Origin of the sequence: Paenibacillus sp. BJ-4, assembly GCF_020404765.1 — a bacterium.
Classification (GTDB): Bacteria; Bacillota; Bacilli; order Paenibacillales; family Paenibacillaceae; genus Paenibacillus.
In genome coordinates this window covers 259,317-274,372 of record NZ_JAIVEM010000072.1, presented here as the reverse complement: position 1 = coordinate 274,372, position 15,056 = coordinate 259,317, and the positions used below count along the sequence as shown (strand labels likewise).

Genomic DNA, 15,056 nt, shown 5'->3' with positions numbered 1-15,056 from the left:
AAAAGCCCGAAACATCGGGCTTTTAAGCGATTTTAATCTTGTTACTGCAATGCGGCAAAACTTTTATGCAATGATGTTAAGTATTCGTTTTAGGAAACAGTACTAGGGGTGTGGAATGTTTTGCCTACTGCAGGAGCCAGCAATTCCAAATCTTTCAGCAAATCCGCAAATTGATCAGGGAACAGGGATTGTACACCGTCGCCCGTCATCGAGTTGTCGGGATCTGTATGCATCTCAATAATCAGTCCGTCAGCACCAGCAGCCACCGAGGCCTTCGTCATAGGAACAACCAGCTCGCGCCGTCCTGTACCATGGCTTGGATCGGAAATAACCGGCAAATGGCTCAATTGTTGCAAAACAGGAATTGCGGACAAATCCAGCGTATTTCTGGTGTAGGTTTCGAATGTGCGAATACCGCGCTCACACAGCATAACATTTGGGTTACCGCCTGCCAAGATGTACTCGGCAGCATTCAGGAACTCGTCATAAGTCGAGCTGAAACCGCGTTTAAGCAGCACTGGCTTTCCACAGGTTCCCAGCTTGCGCAGCAAATCGAAGTTTTGCATGTTGCGTGTACCTACTTGCAGAATATCCGCATATTCCGCACAGATGTCCACGTATTCTGGTGTCATGACCTCTGTGATGGTCAGGAGATCGTGTTTTTTGCCCGCTTCGGCCATCATGATCAAACCTTCTACACCGGTTCCCTGGAAGCTGTAAGGCCCCGTACGCGGCTTAAAAGCACCTCCACGAAGGACTTGTGCACCCGCAGCTTTAACCAATGCGGCAATCTCGTCAATCTGCGTAGCAGACTCAACGGCACATGGACCACCCATAATCACAAGCTCGCCCCCGCCGATATTTACACCTTTAATGGAAATGATCGTATTTTCGGGATGGAAATCACGGCTCGCCAATTTGTAGGACTTCGATATTTTAACTACATTTTCTACGCCCTTCATTTGGCGCAGGTGTTCAGCCAGCTTGGGCTCTACGCTGCCGATCAATCCGATAATCGTGCGATCCGATCCGCGTGAAACATGGGCCTGCAAGCCTTCCTTTTCGATAGCTTCAACAATGGCATGGATATGTTCTTCAGGTGTTTGAACACCGGCGATAACGATCATATTTTTCTTCCCCTCTATAAAACATATTTTATTAATCACTTATGATATTATGACGCTTAAACGCTTGTTCGCTTTTAAGCTTTTATTCATTAAAGTAACTATACCTGTTTTGACTTTACTCGTCAATACTTAATTATTACTCCATTTATCTTTATCAGATTTATCTTTATCATAACAATTAAAAAGCCGCTATCCGGGTATCATTCCTCGAATAGCGACTATGGTCAATCCATGTTATTTCGTTGTTTTTGACTTTTCCCGTACAGGAGGCAGCAGTTTTTTCATATCAATGGTCCGCTGAATCTCCCACGTATCAGGGTTAGCCGGATCATACTGTTCCAGATACGTAATGACCTCTTTCGTAATCAGCGTAGGTGTAGAGGCTCCAGATGTGACCGCAACCTTCGTAACGTCCTCCAGCCACTCTCTCTTCAGCTCTGTCACATCTGAAATTCGATAGGCTGTAGTGCCGGCGATCTCCTCGGATACTTGGGCCAGTCTGTTGGAGTTATTGCTGCGCGGATCACCGACAACAATCACCAGATCCGCCTGCCCAGCCTGCTCGGCTACAGCCTCCTGACGCACTTGCGTTGCCAGACAGATTTCATTGTGTATCTCGGCACCCGGGAACTTCTCCAGCAACTTTTTCATAATGTGCTTGATGTCCCATTGGCTCATGGTCGTCTGATTTGTAATGAGGATTTTGCCCTCAGACAGCGTAAGCGTGTCAATTTCCTCTTCCTTTTCAATCAGATGGACATGATCCGGCGCAATTCCGATAGCTCCCTCCGGTTCAGGGTGCCCCTTTTTGCCGATATAAATAATCTGGTATCCTTCCGATGACTTCTCCCGAATCAGATCATGGGTCTTCGTCACATCCGGACACGTCGCGTCAACCGTAGTCAGTCCCTTGTCTCTGGCCAGCTTGCGAACCTCAGGGGATACGCCATGGGCGGTAAAAATAACGGTACCCTTCTCTACCTGGCTTAAAATCTCCATACGATTCGGACCGTCCAGTGTAATAATCCCTTCGTCTTCAAAGGAATTGGTGACATGGCTGTTATGCACAATCATGCCCAGTATATAAATAGGCCGGGGTAAGTCCAGGTTTCTGGCAGCCTGACGAGCCAATACCATGGCATCGACTACGCCGTAGCAGTAACCCCGGGGTGAAATTCTGAGTACTTCCAAAAATAGCACCCGCTTTCTTCGACACAGTATACCGCTCCAATAAGTGGGCAGCTATGGGCATCCAAGCCTCTACCGGCCAATTCTATGATGTAGTTGCCTTCCTATTATAGCTTATTCCAAAGGTGCGGAAAAGCTGACCGGAAGCCAGATGATAAATGTCGTTCCTTCTCCTTGACGTGTAACCACTTCCACTGACCCGTGATGTTCATCGATAATCCACTTGGCAATAGACAGTCCCAAACCGATTCCCTCCGTAACACCGCGTGACTCATCTGCCCGGTAAAAGCGGTCAAAAATAAAGGGAACCTGACTCTTGTCCATCCCGATGCCCGTGTCACTGATCCGCAGACCCACCTGTCCCTGATAAACAATGGCATCAAATCGGACGGTGCCTTCAGGAGTATACTTGAACGCATTATCAATAAAAATAAATAGCATCTGCTGCAAATAATCCTTACTGCCTTCCATATAAATGCCATTCAACAGCGAAAAGTCGCCCACATTCCATTCGGCTGTTCGCTCCAGAAATTGAGCCCGACGTGCAACCTCATTTACAAGCGGTTCCAGCGCGACGGGATTCTTATCGAATGTTTTCCCCGTATCTGCTCTCGCAAGTGACAGCATATCGCTCACCAAACGACTCATCCGCTGGCCTTCATCGGCCATGTCATTCAGCGCCTCCATAGATAGCTCGCGAATCATTGCTTCATCCATATTCGGTCGCTCTCCCGGCTCGGTAGTCCACATTTTGACCAAAAAATCAACATTGCCACGAATCGTCGTAAGCGGTGTACGTAGCTCATGGGAAGCATCGGCCACAAAACGGCGCTGTGCGCCGTATGCATCCTCCAGCTCCTTGTAAAACGCCTCTGTGCGGCCTAGCATTTTGTTAACCGTCCCGATGAGCTGCCCAATTTCATCTGCCGGTCCGTCATATTCAATACGAACACTCAAATCGTTACTGGATTGAATCTGATTTGCCCCCTCAATCACCTTAACCAGCGGCTTCATGGACTTGCGAGCCAAAAAGAGGCCTGAGGTCGCAGCGGCGAGTAAAGCAAATAACGAACCGTATACAAGCACACTTTGCAGCCTGTTCATGAGACGATCCTGAGAGCCCGTGAATTGCCCCACCTGTAGCATTCCAACTACCAGGTCAGCGGCCTTGATTGGCTGCTGATAAATCATAAAGGTATCTCCATCTACGCTCACACGTCGAACTCCCTCACTTTGAGCTGCTCCTTCCCCTGTAGCTGGCACAGGAAAGGTGATATTGAGGTCTTTCATATTTTGAGTCGTTTTGGTTACCCCGGACGTGTAATTATAAATTTGTACATATAGCTGTGAGTCATCAATTCCACGTCCCTGCTTTAAGCCCAAATCCAGATTGGGGACTTCAAACAATCCACCTTTGATAGTAAGCGATAGCGATAGCTGCTTGTTAATCCGTGGCGCCTGAGTCATAAGCTGACTTTTTACTTCATTGTATGTGTAATAATAAACCAGTCCGTAAATAGCCAGACCAAAAATGACAAGCACTATAGCCAAGATGCTCGAATACCAAGCTGTCAGCCGCCACCGAATAGACATATTACACATCACCTCTTAAAATATAACCGGCTCCTCGAATCGTGCGAATGAGTCGTTTGCCGCCATCCTGCTCCGTTTTTTGGCGAAGCATGGCAATATACACCTCCAGCACGTTCGATTCCCCGCTATAGTCATACCCCCAAATTTTGTCCATAATCAAATCGCGTGACAGCACACGTTTCGGGTTTTGCATAAACAAATGGAGCAGCTCAAATTCTTTTGCTGTCAGCTCCAAACGTTTGCTCCCACGAAACACTTCACGCGATTCGTTATCCAGCTGCAGGTCCTCGAAAGTAAGTCGGTTTCCGTTATTGTCCTGTTGTTCGGTTTTACGCCGCAAAAGCGCCCGCACCCGTGCCAGCAGCTCCTCCAGTGCAAACGGCTTGACGAGGTAATCGTCGGCTCCCAAATCCAAGCCCTTAACCCGATTCTCCACTTCGTCCTTGGCTGTAAGCATCAGAACAGGTACCGTGCTTCCGCCCTCGCGCATGCGGCGGCATACCTCAAAACCATCCACCTGGGGCATCATGACATCCAGCACGACAACATCAGGCTCGGCTGTAAGCATTTTATTCAATCCTTCTGCTCCGTTGGCGGCCGTCAGCACTTCATAGCCTTCAAAAGCCAACCCTCTGCGCAGCATGGACACAATTTTCTCATCGTCATCAATAATCAGAACGGTAGAACGCATACACGATCGAACTCCTTTATCATCTTCTTTTCACTCTATTGTAGCAGGAGTAGACGCGTGTAGCACCTTGCCGCCGCATACAGCAAGAAACGGAAGGACTCTTCCTTCCGTTTCCAATTAACATGTTCATTTAAATAGAGTTATTAGCTTATTGCTGAAGAGTTGAGCTAAAGTCATTTTTGTTGCCTATTTTCAGCTGAATGTCCTTTTTCTGTCCAGCCCGTTCAATGTTAAGTGTCAGTGCTGTACCTACCTTTTGTTTTTGGATGAACTGAATCAGCTCTTGTGATGTGCTATAAGGTGTGCCATTGGCTCCGATAATCACATCGTAAGGACGCAGATCCGCCTGATAAGCAGGCGATTTGTAAATAATATCGCGCACAACCGAACCTTCGGTTAGAGATGTACCCAATTCCTTGGCTACTTCAGGGCTCAGATTTAACAGACTTGCACCAATGAAGGGTACAGGCTCTTTCGGGATTGGCTGATTATTTTTCAGCTTATCGACAACTTCCAAAATCGTATTGGACGGAATCGCAAAACCAATTCCCTGTGCGTCTGCACTCACAGCTACGTTCATACCAATAACCTGTCCTTGCAGATTCAACAGCGGTCCACCAGAGTTACCTGGGTTAATGGACGCATCCGTCTGAATGAGATGCTTGTATTGGGTCGGTTTTCCAGTCGATTCACTATTAATGGTGATTGTACGTTCTTTCGCACTCAGCACCCCGGCTGTTACCGAATGTTCAAAACCTTCAGGGTTGCCGATAGCTACCATCCACTCACCGACTTTAGCATTATCAGAGTTACCCAGCGTTACTGTCGGGAAGTTATTTTTACCGTCAATTTTAAGTACCGCCAAATCAAGGTCTGCATTTTTTCCCAATACTTTAGCCTCATACGGCTTATTGGTTCCCTCCACTGTAACCTGAACCACGCTTGCACCTTCGACAACATGATTATTGGTCAGAACGTAACCCGATTTATCAAAAATAAAACCGGAACCAATACCAAGCGGGGTCAGTTGTCCGCTATTGCTACCTTCGTTTCCATTACTGCCACCGCTGTTACCATCGCTATCCCCGTATTGATTTCCAAAGAAGTATTGATACAGGGGGTCATTGAAATAAGGGCTGCTTTGTCTGCCACTACTACTGGATTGCTTGGCAAGCGTTTCGATTTTGACAACTGCCGGCCCTGCCTTGGCTACCACGGATTGAACATCAGCAGTACCTGAAGGCATCACAGCCGGAACTGCACTTGGCGTAGAATTCGTGGTTCCTGAATTTGTCGTTTCTCCGCTGTCCGCTACCGCTGAAGTCATCGCCGTTTCCGGTGTAAACATATTGGTTCGGTCAGCTGTATACATCAATACTGTAATAACCAGCATTCCGGCCAGAAAAGACAGGAAAATCGTTTTTATCTGCGACTTGGGCTTATTCGGCTTGAATTGCCAGTTGCCATTATTCCGTCCTGAACCATCATGTTGCTCAGGCCCGGCTCGATGGTAGGAGGGAGGAAAAGATCTTACCGCCTGCGGTGGTGTAATCTCAACGTCGTTCTCCACGACCTGCCCTTCTTTGCGTTGTCCGTCCGATTGAACTGAAGAAAAGGGACCATAGGAATAATAATATGAAGAACCGTTTGATTCGTTCTGTCGAGTTGTTCTATCTGCATCAACCTGATCGTTGTCGTTCCGGCGTCCGGAATTATTATTTTTGAATTCGTCCATTGTATATCTCCTCCCAAACCCTATGCTTCAAGGTGGTGTTGTTTAACTGACTTTATTTTGCACTTTAAACCTTAATTCCACCTTAAAAAAAATTAAAAAGCAGATAAAACCTTAGTCCTATATGTACTTAACCATTTTCACTTCATACGAAATGCCCCGGAAATTTCCGAGGCATTGTCGATTATATATGCTGTTTTATTTCGTGTTAAAGTTTTCATCGAACTTTTGGTTCGGTGTTTGCGCATTGCTTTGAATTTTGCTACGACTGGAGTTTTGTACTTTTTGTGCTACTGCGCTCGTACCGCCTTGATCTGTCGCAAATTCTTCATCATATTTCTCATTTGGTGTTTGGAAGTTGTCTTGAATTTTATTTTGTTCAGACTGCTTCACCTTTTGAGAAACAACACCTACCGAATTGTCTTGTGCAAATTCCGCTTTAAATTGGTTACCTACGTTTGCTTTGAATCCTTTGTTCGTGAAAGAACTTCCGCCTTGATTTTGATTTGGCATAATTTCCAACCTCCCAATAAATTTTGTGGGATAAGCTCATCCCGCAACATAGTATGTGAAGTCAGAAAGGACAATATTCAAGGATTAAATGGAAGCATCTAGTGTTGAGCTTGGAATGGATTTATGCGTTTCTATCGCCTTTTGGAGCGATTGTATCATCTTTTCCGTACATTTTCCGTTCCCTTTTTTTATAATTTGAACATTCACGTCTTTCTTACCCCATTCGGAGTATACCTGCCGGGTTGTCTTAAAATACAAGTCAATTTTGTTGCCCTTAATTGCTGATCCTGTATCTGCCACAATGCCATAGCCGTAACCTGGAATGTACAAAATGCTGCCCAAGGGAAACGTCTTGGGATCAGCCGCAATCGTGGACAGTGTGTTTTTGTCACGACGCACTTTTACACCGGAATACGTAATACCGTAACCGGGATGATTTGGCCGTTTGCCAGTGGATTCATAGCCTGCTGTATATCCTGTTGCCGTGACCGTCATGGTCGTAATGACCTGTTCTTCGGGTGGGGCTAAAACAGGTGTTGATTGCCATTTCTTATGCTGGACCGGTTCTTTGTGACCGTATACTTCATTACCAGGCATGATCATACAGCCTGCAATGAGGATAGTGCCCAAAATCCGTTTCCATATCAACATGGATCTCATAAAAAACCTCCCCTTGAGGCAAAGGCTTTCCAGAAATCCGTTGGATTATACAAACATTTTATTATTTTTGAACATCCTGATCTGGATAAAGTCTGCTCAGCTTTACCTTATCTTCAAAAATATGCAGCAGCGTTTGCACAATGGGGGTGTGTTCATCATGTGTATGCAATATAATGGAAGCAGGAGAAATCGAAATAAGGGTGCTCACGATTCGATCCTCGACCTCCATTTCAAGCTCAATTCCTGGCATCTCCACTATGATGTCATCTGCATCGGGAGTCGATATAGGGACCATAGCGCTATCGAGAATGATAAAATCATGCCCGCCCTGATGAAGCACATGCACGAGCGGAACTTTACTTTCCTGAAAAAACACAAAGTATTTGAGCAGCCCCATAAATTCTTCATACTGCCGATCTGCCCAAAATTCCTCCATGGCAAAGTCGACGATTTCTTCAAGCTCTTTTTTATACGCATGCAGCCTAAATTGAATAAGCCCTTCCAAATTCATTACACGAAGCTCCCTGAAATCCTTTTCCAGGAGAGTGGTCAGTTTACCGTGGCGTTTTAAACGTCCTCTCGGGCCATCATCATTTAGGAGGGAGCGAATCATGCTGCGAATTCGGGTCGTGTCCTCTTTTTCCAACAGCGAACAAGCTTTAGTGAGAATTTGGTTAAGCATTTCCCACTCTTTAACTTGGATAATATAATCCGCTATCGCCGAAGACATGATGCTGTATACACAGGGGAGAAAGCCTTCAAACTCCGAATTGCTCTCCGTGCCCTTGCAGGTCCATGCCACTTTGTTTTCCAGCTGTCTGAAAGTGAATCGAAATCCGCGCCGTGACATATGTAGGCCCTTGGTTCTACTTTTGACCACCTCATAGAAACGATCGGCTTCCTGTTCTCCATCTGTATTGGTCCACACTGTAAACAGTTCCATTGGCTCACTCCTTTCGATCACTGCTTTCAGTATATGGCGGCCTCTGTAGGGTTATACGAAGTGAACGACTGGAAACGGGAAGTCATATTTATATGGGAATAATCGGTTTCAAAAATCGAAAGAAGTTTGAATATTTAGGGTGGGGTATGTTAAGGTTATAGCAATATGAATTTTTCATAAGAGGGAGGGGATAAGATGTCAACGATGCTGAACATGCTGCGTACATGTATGGTCGTCATATTGAGCCTCGTTCAGATTTTGTCCCTTCCTGTGACGTTTCATGCGGAAGACACCACTCAATCCCTGCAGTTTACTGCGAGTTCTTCTTTGATGCCTTATGCTGACACTTCCTCGTTGAAAACGAACTCCCACGGGCTGGAGCATTACTCCAAACCAGCTATTCGCAAATCCTCCCCATTGCTTCATCTGGTGGTTGCTGCGGCCAAATCACTCCCTTATGTGATTTTGATAGCACTTGTGCTGCTGCTGAGCATCCCAAAAATACGTCTACCTTTCATTCCTGTCATTTGTAAGCTAAAAAAGCAATTGTGCTTGTTTCCCATCAAATTCACCTCTAGTTATGTGGCTTAATCTCCCCTTTTCATATGCATATCACACATTTGCATGTCTATTTGTTTATTTTTCCTAATAAGTCTGAAAAGAAAAATATAGATTCCAGTTTTATGTAATTCATTAAAATTCATACAAGTCGATTCGGATTTCATATCACACTCAAAGTATGTGATTTATTTCCCATATCATTTATTTCAAATAAACGTATCATACAGGAGGCTTTACAAATGGATATTCGAGAGTCTATTTTGCCAGGAATCGGAATTAAGTATCGAATAGATGCTGAGAGTGGCGACCGAATTGTCATTATTATTCATGATGACGGCAGGCGTGAGTTGTACCATTTTGATTACGAGGATCTGGAACAAAGCATTTCTATGACCACTCTGAATGATCAGGAAGCACGACAGGTGGCCTCCATCATCGGTGGCATGACGTATAGACCCAAACAGCTTGAAAGCGTAGAAATGACGTTTGACGATTTTATTATCGAATGGTACAGAGTGGAACCCCACTATGCAAGTGTTGGCAATTCTATCGGTGATCTGGATGTAAGGCAAAATTCGGGCGCTACTGTCATTGCTATTGTGGAGAAAAAGGGGAAGAAGTTTGTAAATCCTGGCCCTGAAGTGGTTATTAACGAGGATGCCACTGTGGTCGTTGTTGGGGAACGTGATCAGCAAAAACGCTTTAAACAAATTCTTATGAACGGAAGCGGGTAGATTGGATGGATCATCTGGTATTTGAGGTTGGTTTGGCTATTGTTCTAATCGCAGCAGCCGGACTTATTTCCTCCAGACTGCGCTTCTCGGTCATCCCTTTTTATATCCTGATTGGAATGGCAGTTGGACCGCACGCGATGGAGCTATGGCATTTTGATTTCCGGTTTATTGAAAGCGCTCCGTTCATTGATTTTATGGGCAGGATCGGAGTGCTGTTTCTTCTCTTCTACTTGGGTCTGGAGTTCTCAGTAGGCCGCCTGATTAAATCAGGACGCTCCATTGCTGTGGGCGGGACCATTTATATCGGCATCAATTTTACATTGGGGCTGGCTCTTGGCTTTCTGAGCGGCTTCCCTATAGCGGAGACGCTGGTCATTGCCGGGATAACGACAATATCATCCAGTGCCATTGCTGCCAAGGTGCTGGTGGATCTCAAGCGAACCGCCAATGCCGAAACTGAAATGATTTTGGGCATTATTATGTTTGAGGATGTTTTCCTCGCCGTATACATTTCCATCCTCTCCGGATTGGTGCTCAGCGATTCATCCTCGCTCGGAGGTGTACTGCTATCGGCACTCATTGCGCTTGGCTTTATGCTTGCTGTCATTATTATCGGCCGAAAGGCCATTCCTCTGTTAAATCGAATTCTGCGTATTCGCTCCAATGAGGTATTCGGACTTGTTGTTTTCGGCTCCCTGTTTCTGGTGGCCGGTTTTTCGGAAACGATTCATGTGGCGGAAGCCATCGGAGCCCTGCTGGTCGGTCTGGTGCTGGCTGAGACAGAGCATGCCAAACGGATTGAGCATTTAATTGTGCCTTTCCGTGATTTCTTCGGCGCCCTGTTCTTCTTCAGCTTTGGACTTTCCATTGATCCGTTATCCCTGGGGGGAAACGCAATATGGCTGGCACTGGCGGCGGTCATGCTTACGCTGTTCGGTAACATTTGGGCCGGGATGCTGGCTGGGCGTACGGCCTCCTTATCGCCCAAAGCATCCGCTAATATTGGTCTGACCATTGTCGCGCGCGGTGAATTCTCGATCATTATGGCCAATTTGGGCAAAGAAGGCGGTTTACTTGATATTGTTCAACCCTTTGCAGCCATTTATGTCCTCATACTGGCGATTCTTGGACCGTTGTTGACCAAGCAATCAAAACCTATTTTTAATATGATGAACAAAATATTCAAATTCAAGGACCCCCGCCTTCGAAACGAAGAAAGTAATACGATGTAACTGTAGAGGCTGGATACGACAATCATTAGGAGGGAAGGCTATGCCGCACATTGAAAAGCATACCAAAGCTCTATGAAGCGGCTTGTAAAGTCCGCTTTGGGAGATACGAGCAGGTTCCCTGTCTTTTATACGGTGATTGGCGGAATTACGTCATCCGTCGGTCTGGAATTGTTTTTACATCCGCACGATATGATCGCTGGAGGCGTCACAGGTATCTCCAGACTCGTGTCGCTTTATACACAGGAGCATTTTGGATTACTGCTATTCGTTTTGAACTTGCCCTTGATGCTGCTGTATTCACTGTCTACCCACAAGCCCATGCTGCTTCGGGCATTACCTGGCTTGTTTGCCTTTTCAGGCTCAGCCATTATTCTGTCGCCCTTCCCAGCAGTGAGCGGCCATCCGGTTGTATGTGCTTTGGGGGGCGGAATCTGTATCGGGCTTGGTGCAGGGCTGGCGGCCCGTCACGGGGGGCTACTCGATTCACTAGGGCTGAACGAGTCTGGCGATGGCCGCCCATCGGCTCTGTTTCTAACACAACGGAAAATTCCGCTGATACAAATTGTGATGCTTTGTAATGGTCTGCTGCTCATTACGACTGGTTTTGTGTTAGGCTGGGAGCCAGCTCTGTACTCAGCCTTATCCTGCCTCGCCGCCTACGAAACGACCCGGCTGATGATGTTTACGGGTCTGACCCGCATGGTTTGTGTCATCAGCAATAACCAGCACACTGTCGAGGATGTTCTGTACCGCAGGCTTCGTATACAACGTATTTCTGTGGGAAGTCCTGTTCAGACAAAGGATGAAATTAAGAAAGATCTGGTCGATGAAAAAACTGAAAAGACTATTGTGTACCATGTTCATCTTTTGGATTTGCAGCGCTTCAAAGCGATCATTCAAATGACTGACCCGCAGGCTGAGATGATGTATATGAAGCGATGGAAGGTGTAGCAAAAGCCAAGGATTAGCAACAGCCGCTTATAAGGGGGTGGCTGTTCAAAGATTTGTCGATCGAAATAGACCGTTTATCTTTGGAGAGGGCGGTCTATTTCTTTTTGTTGAAGTAACAAAAGTAGAACAACGACTGTTTTAAGTCTGCATTTGGAATATTATCTTGTTCTTCATTTTATAGAAATAATGTCAGAACCGTTAGTTTGAAATAATATCTTTAATCATTTGCTTATTGCCTGCAACAATAAACTTCAAGATGAATATAAACAATTCAAAAAACGCTTATCTACACTAATCCCTCTATACGGATTACTGATAGATAAGCGTTTTTAATGATTACGAAATATGAACGGATGTATTCTTAATTTTGCATAATAAAGTCATGTTCAATACTGCTGGCACTGTCAAAAGTACGAATAATATCATAACGGGTATTACGTTGTGCCGGAATGTGACCGGTCTCGCGGATCAACTGTAAAATGGACTCGATGTTGACTTTATACGTTGCGCCTGCGGCGGAAACGACGTTTTCCTCAATCATTGTGCTGCCAAAATCATCGCAACCGTAGTAGAGCGATTTTTTGCCGATTTCCGGTCCCATGGTTACCCATGAGGACTGAATGTGCTTGATGTTATCCAGTACAAGGCGACTGATCGCAACAGTTTTCAAATATTCCTCCGGTGTCTGGCGCTCCTTCTTCAGATTTGTGTTATCTGGTTGGAAGGTCCAAGGAATAAAGGCCAAAAATCCTTCAGAATTATATTTATTTTCAATACATTCGTCCTGAGCATCACGAACACGCAGCAAATGCAGCGCTCGCTCCTCCATCAATTCGCCAAAGCCGATAACCATCGTAGCAGTCGTGTTCATACCCACCTTGTGGGCCGTTTGCATCACATCCATCCAATCACGCCACGAGCCTTTGAGACGGCTGATTTTGCGGCGTGTGCGGTCATCCAAAATCTCTCCGCCTCCACCCGGCAGTGAATCCAGTCCGGCCTCATGAATGGCTCGAATGGTTTCTTCCATGGAAAGACCGGATTTTTCTTTCATCTTATGAATTTCAGCCGGCGAGAAGGAGTGCATCGTAATATTAGGAAAACGCTCCTTAATGGCTTTCAGCAAATCCGTATAGTAACTGAACGGCAGATTCGGATTCACACCGCCTTGCATCAGAATCTCAGTGCCTCCTACATCCTGCGTTTCCTTGATCTTCTGAAAGATCACCTCATCCGGTAGAACGTAACCTTCATCTGAACCCGGTCTGCGGTAAAAAGCGCAAAAACGGCAATATACATCGCACACGTTCGTATAGTTAATATTTCGTCCGATGACGAAGGTTTTAACGGGATTCGGATGCATTCGATTCATGACTTTATTCGCCGCATGACCGATTTTCTCTACCTCGTCTGATTCGAACAAAGCAACGGTATCCTCTAAATTCAGGCGTTCGCCGCGCAGGGCTTTATCTAAAATATGGTCGATTACACTCATGGTGTATCCTCCTTCGCTTTCACAGGGCGACGAAATGAAAGACAGGACTTATGAACGAGAATGCTTTCACAAACCTGCGTTCGAACCCTGCCGTAATGTATGTTCATGACTTGCCTTGTATGTTGTCTGTACTATTTAGCATAGTAAAACCTATTGATAATACTAACATATCTTTAGGTAAGGAACCATACTTATTCCCGCTTCTTTCTGCTTTTCACCTTGAGAAGTATGGGGTTATCCAGCTCATTTTTAACAGTACGTATATCCAAAAAATAAGAAAACAGGACTGAAATGTGCGTTTTTTCACACTGTTCTTTATGTTATTCTATTGAAAACAGCAAGTCTCCTGAAATACTGGAAACTTGCTGTTTAGTACTGTACATAATTTGCTTCTTTTGCATGAACACGCCAAGATGCTGCTGTTGTACTGATGCTAAATGCTCTAGCTAAATGCTCTATCTTAACGCCTCGTTCAAATCGCTGATCAGGTCGTCAATATCCTCCAGTCCTACAGAGAAACGAAGTAGTCCGTCCGTAATTCCACGCTCCAGACGTACACTATGCGGCATAGCCGCATGTGACATCATCGCTGGGTACGACAGGATGCTTTCTACAGCTCCCAGACTCACCGCAACAATTGGAATACGCACACGACTGAGGACTTCTTTTGCCCGCTCACCAGAACCTACATCAAACGAAATAACGGCACCGTAGCCGCTGGATTGGCTCTCATGAACAGCACGCCCCGGATGATTCTCCAGCCCCGGATAGTATACAGCCTGAATATCGGCCCGCTCGTTCAGCCAGTTCGCAAGCTTTGCTGCGCTTTTTTCACTGTGTGCCATCCGGGCTTCCAGCGTCTTCATGCCACGCATGAGCAACCATGACTCTTGTGGGGCCAGCACAGTCCCCATCCCGTTTTGGAGCTGCTTGATTTGTCTTCCCAACGAGTCGGTACGTGCTACCGCAAGCCCTGCCAGCACATCACTGTGTCCACCGAGAAACTTGGTCGCACTGTGCAAGACAATATCGCCCCCCTGCTCAATCGGACGCTGATAATAAGGTGTCATAAACGTATTGTCCAGCAACGTCAAAAGTCCTTTGTCCTGTGCCCAAGAGGTTACTCCTGCTATATCAGTAATTTTGAGTGTAGGATTGGACGGGGTTTCTATATACACAGCCTTTGTATTGTCCTGCAAGGCCTCTTTTACAAGGTTGAGGTCTGTCATGTCGACAAAGGTCGTTTCGATATTCATCCGTTTCAGTATAGAGGTCAGCAGTCGATACGTTCCTCCATATACGTCCTCCGAAACAATGACATGATCTCCAGCCGACAGAAGCATAAATACAGTGGAAATGGCCGCCATGCCGGATGCAAAGGCAAAACCTCTGGCTCCGCCTTCTAAGAGGGCGATATAGTCCTCCAAAGCTTGTCGTGTCGGATTACCGGAACGGCTATAGTCATGCTGTGGAGGATTAAAGATATCATGATGGTGAAAGGTAGAAGCCTGATAGATGGGAACACTCGACGCCCCTGTTACACTGTCTATTTCAGAGCCAAAATGCAGCAGCTTGGTGGCGAATTTCCGCTCCTTATTAAGAGCTTGCTCGATTTTCCTTGCATCCTCAATCATTG

14 protein-coding genes are annotated in these 15,056 nt (G+C 45.9%); 4 read left to right on the top strand and 10 right to left on the bottom strand.

Annotated features, from left to right (window positions below):
* Nucleotides 1-89: 89 nt before the first annotated feature.
* The 8 genes from aroF to LCF57_RS13870 all read right to left on the bottom strand — a co-directional run bounded on the left by aroF (nt 90) and on the right by LCF57_RS13870 (nt 8,447).
* On the bottom strand, nt 90-1,127 hold the full coding sequence (aroF, locus tag LCF57_RS13905; protein ID WP_226001217.1) for a 3-deoxy-7-phosphoheptulonate synthase: 1,038 nt from the start codon (nt 1,125-1,127) through the stop codon (nt 90-92).
* A 234-nt stretch (nt 1,128-1,361) separates the two neighbouring features.
* Nucleotides 1,362-2,318, bottom strand: a complete 957-nt coding sequence (locus LCF57_RS13900; protein ID WP_226001216.1) for a 4-hydroxy-3-methylbut-2-enyl diphosphate reductase — start codon at nt 2,316-2,318, stop codon at nt 1,362-1,364.
* Between the two features lie 111 nt (nt 2,319-2,429).
* A complete protein-coding gene (locus LCF57_RS13895; protein ID WP_226001215.1) occupies nt 2,430-3,908 on the bottom strand; it encodes a sensor histidine kinase in 1,479 nt (492 codons plus the stop codon).
* A 1-nt stretch (nt 3,909) separates the two neighbouring features.
* Nucleotides 3,910-4,599, bottom strand: coding sequence for a response regulator transcription factor (locus LCF57_RS13890; protein ID WP_068503687.1), 690 nt, complete (start codon nt 4,597-4,599; stop codon nt 3,910-3,912).
* Between the two features lie 148 nt (nt 4,600-4,747).
* Nucleotides 4,748-6,334, bottom strand: a complete 1,587-nt coding sequence (locus tag LCF57_RS13885; protein ID WP_226001214.1) for a S1C family serine protease — start codon at nt 6,332-6,334, stop codon at nt 4,748-4,750.
* 195 nt (nt 6,335-6,529) lie between these two features.
* Entirely contained in the window at nt 6,530-6,844 is a 315-nt protein-coding gene (locus tag LCF57_RS13880) for a hypothetical protein (protein ID WP_152381045.1), read from the bottom strand.
* A gap of 84 nt (nt 6,845-6,928) precedes the next feature.
* On the bottom strand, nt 6,929-7,504 hold the full coding sequence (locus tag LCF57_RS13875) for a 3D domain-containing protein (RefSeq protein WP_226001213.1): 576 nt from the start codon (nt 7,502-7,504) through the stop codon (nt 6,929-6,931).
* 61 nt (nt 7,505-7,565) lie between these two features.
* The gene (locus tag LCF57_RS13870; RefSeq protein ID WP_226001212.1) at nt 7,566-8,447 is read right to left on the bottom strand and encodes a putative sporulation protein YtxC; all 882 of its coding nucleotides are present in this window, start codon (nt 8,445-8,447) and stop codon (nt 7,566-7,568) included.
* Between the two features lie 195 nt (nt 8,448-8,642).
* On the opposite strand from LCF57_RS13870, the gene LCF57_RS13865 reads away from it, so the two are divergent.
* The 4 genes from LCF57_RS13865 (at nt 8,643) to LCF57_RS13850 (ending at nt 11,925) form a co-directional block, all read left to right on the top strand.
* On the top strand, nt 8,643-9,038 hold the full coding sequence (locus LCF57_RS13865) for a hypothetical protein (RefSeq protein ID WP_226001211.1): 396 nt from the start codon (nt 8,643-8,645) through the stop codon (nt 9,036-9,038).
* A gap of 209 nt (nt 9,039-9,247) precedes the next feature.
* The gene (locus LCF57_RS13860; RefSeq protein ID WP_226001210.1) at nt 9,248-9,742 is read left to right on the top strand and encodes a cation:proton antiporter regulatory subunit; all 495 of its coding nucleotides are present in this window, start codon (nt 9,248-9,250) and stop codon (nt 9,740-9,742) included.
* A gap of 5 nt (nt 9,743-9,747) precedes the next feature.
* On the top strand, nt 9,748-10,974 hold the full coding sequence (locus tag LCF57_RS13855; protein ID WP_226001209.1) for a cation:proton antiporter: 1,227 nt from the start codon (nt 9,748-9,750) through the stop codon (nt 10,972-10,974).
* A gap of 72 nt (nt 10,975-11,046) precedes the next feature.
* Entirely contained in the window at nt 11,047-11,925 is an 879-nt protein-coding gene (locus LCF57_RS13850; protein WP_226001208.1) for a YitT family protein, read from the top strand.
* Between the two features lie 361 nt (nt 11,926-12,286).
* On the opposite strand, the gene mqnC is transcribed toward LCF57_RS13850, so the two are convergent.
* Nucleotides 12,287-13,420 carry a cyclic dehypoxanthinyl futalosine synthase gene (gene mqnC / locus LCF57_RS13845; protein ID WP_226001207.1) on the bottom strand — a complete coding sequence of 378 codons (1,134 nt, stop codon included), beginning with the start codon at nt 13,418-13,420 and terminating at the stop codon, nt 12,287-12,289.
* Between the two features lie 455 nt (nt 13,421-13,875).
* Nucleotides 13,876-15,054 carry an aminotransferase class I/II-fold pyridoxal phosphate-dependent enzyme gene (locus tag LCF57_RS13840; RefSeq protein WP_226001206.1) on the bottom strand — a complete coding sequence of 393 codons (1,179 nt, stop codon included), beginning with the start codon at nt 15,052-15,054 and terminating at the stop codon, nt 13,876-13,878.
* Between the last annotated feature and the right edge of the window lie 2 nt (nt 15,055-15,056).

What these genes read in the sequence shown, in the direction of transcription:
- aroF (WP_226001217.1), bottom strand. Translation starts at nt 1,127, where the DNA reads ATGATCGTTATCGCCGGTGTTCAAACACCTGAAGAACATATCCATGCC.
- LCF57_RS13895 (WP_226001215.1), bottom strand. Translation starts at nt 3,908, where the DNA reads ATGTCTATTCGGTGGCGGCTGACAGCTTGGTATTCGAGCATCTTGGCT.
- LCF57_RS13890 (WP_068503687.1), bottom strand. Translation starts at nt 4,599, where the DNA reads ATGCGTTCTACCGTTCTGATTATTGATGACGATGAGAAAATTGTGTCC.
- LCF57_RS13885 (WP_226001214.1), bottom strand. Translation starts at nt 6,334, where the DNA reads ATGGACGAATTCAAAAATAATAATTCCGGACGCCGGAACGACAACGAT.
- LCF57_RS13880 (WP_152381045.1), bottom strand. Translation starts at nt 6,844, where the DNA reads ATGCCAAATCAAAATCAAGGCGGAAGTTCTTTCACGAACAAAGGATTC.
- LCF57_RS13875 (WP_226001213.1), bottom strand. Translation starts at nt 7,504, where the DNA reads ATGAGATCCATGTTGATATGGAAACGGATTTTGGGCACTATCCTCATT.
- LCF57_RS13870 (WP_226001212.1), bottom strand. Translation starts at nt 8,447, where the DNA reads ATGGAACTGTTTACAGTGTGGACCAATACAGATGGAGAACAGGAAGCC.
- LCF57_RS13865 (WP_226001211.1), top strand. Translation starts at nt 8,643, where the DNA reads ATGTCAACGATGCTGAACATGCTGCGTACATGTATGGTCGTCATATTG.
- LCF57_RS13860 (WP_226001210.1), top strand. Translation starts at nt 9,248, where the DNA reads ATGGATATTCGAGAGTCTATTTTGCCAGGAATCGGAATTAAGTATCGA.
- LCF57_RS13855 (WP_226001209.1), top strand. Translation starts at nt 9,748, where the DNA reads ATGGATCATCTGGTATTTGAGGTTGGTTTGGCTATTGTTCTAATCGCA.
- LCF57_RS13850 (WP_226001208.1), top strand. Translation starts at nt 11,047, where the DNA reads ATGAAGCGGCTTGTAAAGTCCGCTTTGGGAGATACGAGCAGGTTCCCT.
- mqnC (WP_226001207.1), bottom strand. Translation starts at nt 13,420, where the DNA reads ATGAGTGTAATCGACCATATTTTAGATAAAGCCCTGCGCGGCGAACGC.
- LCF57_RS13840 (WP_226001206.1), bottom strand. Translation starts at nt 15,054, where the DNA reads ATGATTGAGGATGCAAGGAAAATCGAGCAAGCTCTTAATAAGGAGCGG.